The organism is Prevotella sp. FD3004 (genome assembly GCF_000746155.1).
Lineage (GTDB): Bacteria > Bacteroidota > Bacteroidia > Bacteroidales > Bacteroidaceae > Prevotella.
In genome coordinates this window covers 1-2,734 of the sequence record NZ_JQKR01000004.1, presented here as the reverse complement: position 1 = coordinate 2,734, position 2,734 = coordinate 1, and the positions used below count along the sequence as shown (strand labels likewise).

General features: G+C 51.9%; 2 protein-coding genes. Both read left to right on the top strand.

Features of this window, described 5'->3' with window-relative positions; genetic code table 11:
• A partial coding sequence (locus tag T325_RS12775; protein ID WP_036909467.1) for a fimbrillin family protein occupies positions 1–2,043 on the top strand: 2,043 nt, incomplete at its 5' end.
• 122 nt (positions 2,044–2,165) lie between these two features.
• On the top strand, positions 2,166–2,734 hold a 569-nt coding region (locus tag T325_RS00215; RefSeq protein ID WP_036909465.1), incomplete at its 3' end, for a fimbrillin family protein.

Below are 2,734 nucleotides of genomic sequence, written 5' to 3'. Positions count from 1 at the left end.
CTGTCGAAGATCGAGGTGAACCTTACGGCAGGCATCGGGCTGATCCCCAGCAACGTAACCAATGTCACGGTGAAGGTAAGGAACGTGAAGCCCTCTATCACTATCAACCCCTCTACTGGTGCCCTTGGCTCAGCCAGCGGCACGGCCACCACCATCACCGCCCGCCATACTGGCAATGGTGTCTTCGAGGCGGTCATTCCGCCACAGGCAGCACCGTCGGGCGTGCTTACAATCACCATGGGTAACGTCACGGTCACCATTCCCAACACGGTGGCCACGTTTGCCGAGAACGCCAAGTATATATACAACGTAAAGTGTGATAACAAAGACAAACATCTGAATCCCCTATGGTATGTAGCCGAGAACAACGTGAAGAGCTATAATAGCAGTACGAAGGTGGTAACCTTGGAGACCAACCCCGCCGCCGCAGGCTCTGCATATTGTTATAGTTGGTCTGATGCGATAGCATATTTTGCTAACTATGGCTCTTCGTATGATTCGTATTGGGGTGGCGATATTACCGATGGTACTACAGGGTTTAAATATCATATTCCCGTACAGAAAGAGTGGTTCAGTGTGTTGCCCTCCAACGCCAACGTGTTTAATAATATCTCTAGTTCCTATCAGCCAAGTGGCGGCCTTGTATCTTCAGCTCAAACCTGTATCTTCGGCTACAATGATGAGACGAAGACGGGTGTTGACGACTGGTCGTATTGGAGCACTTACACCGCGTCGTCCAAAGTCCGCTATGCCCTCCGATACCTTGGTACGCCTTATTGTAGTGCATGGAAGTATGAACTCAGCGGAAGTGTACTGACCGTGACTGCCAAGCTAATCGATTATTTGGACAAGAACGATGCATCGTTGGGCACTAAGTTTGCGGCCTATATGAACGATGCCTCTTTCTGGACAACGCTCAATGAAGATGAGGGAGCTCTGAAGCGCCAGTTCTATGCCGTCGGCTATAGGAATAACAGCAGTAATGGAGGAACCGGTACTGCCGACTACGATATCGGTACGTACGGCCACTACTGGACGGCAACAGAGACTTCGTTTGAGAGTGCTCGTCAACTATACTTCCACAGTGGCGGCCTACACGTCCACATCATGGACAAAAAGTGGGGCTGCTCCATCCGCCTATTCCGCAATGAAGGTCTCGCCGAAGCCCGTGTAAGACCGAAACTCCCCATCGAGTACATTGCTCCATACAACATGCAAACCGCCACATCCATGGCGACGGATAATCTCAAGTCTCACAGCATGTACTTCTGTTGGAACACTAGTAAAGCCGGAAGTAACGGTGTGGGTACGCCTTCTGACTGGAGTAAAGCCAAAGCCAATATCCAAGCCATGATTAAGGGTACGGCCGTGGCAGGCTACCATCTGCCATCAAAGGCCGAGTGGTGCTCAGTCGTGGCACCGTATAATGGCAGTTCTCAAGATTCAGATATAGGTGGCGGCGATGGAGTAAGAATCAAGTATAAAAATGGTCAACATACAGGTCTCACAGAAAGGGTAGCCTGGGGTGTGACAAACAACAATGGAACATACACTTATGATGTGGATCAGGTGTTCTATAATGACTATAACTGTCCGAACGATGCAGCGCATACATACATAGGTTATGGCCTGCGTTTCAAGCCGACGGCTTCTACATATGGCCAATACACCTGTGCCTACCGCTATGAATATAAGAGTGCGGATGCTTCCGTGGGCGGAGGAGCCTCGTTGACTATTCAAGTGAAATATGTAGGTACGAATACCAGTATCACCATCTCTACCATTAGCAATGAAAGTTGGTGGACATCACCAGACTTTACGGTAGTTCTACCTGCCTGCGGCTATTCGCCTTACTCTAACGGCAGTGACCAGGCACCCGGGTGGTCCTCTGCTACCTCCCCGGCCAACGGATACTACTGGTCGGCCACTGCAAGGGATGCGTCATACGTTCGCGACATGGACTTCAACCAGTCGGCCGTCGACGGTAGCGATTGGCGCGAGCCGGGCCGCGGCTTCTCCGTCCGCTTGTTTAAGGATAGATAAATACACGGGGCCTGACACCCCGTAATGCGCTCTCTGAGGCTTTGCCTCGAACATCGGCTTCGGCTCGGGATAGCTTAAGCAAGCTTAGCTCTCTGCTCGCCTCGCACGATAGATTGATAGATATGATGAAGATAAAGAACATAATACTGATGATGGTAGCAATGGTGCTACTGCCCGCCAGTTGCATAGAGGACAACATGGACAAGTCGGCAACGGGGGAGGGGATGGTGCCTATCAACCTCACGATAAGCCCCAAGGCTGTTTCTACCCGTACCGCCACCACCGACATCCAGTCGGCCCAGTTGGCCAGCGGACAGACATTCTATGCCTACTTTACCAGTGCCGACGTGGTGCCGCAGAGTACCACCTTTACGACCGATGGGGCAGGTGGCACCACACCTGCCAGTCAGCCTTACTTCAAACTCTCTGAGACCAGCACCGGCGTCAGAGCCTATTACCCGTCGTCGGTCACTGAGGAGACCACCTCGTTTACGGTTGAGGCCAATCAGAGTGGCGACGATGCCTATCGTGCCAGCGACCTGATGTTCGCCTCGGCTAATATCACGAAGGTTTTCCCCGCATCGACGGGTGCGCTCACCTTTGCCCATAAGATGGCGAAGATAAAAGTAACCACCACCACGCGTGTGTCGAGCATTAAGACGATAAAGCTGAAGGGCATACTGCCCACAGT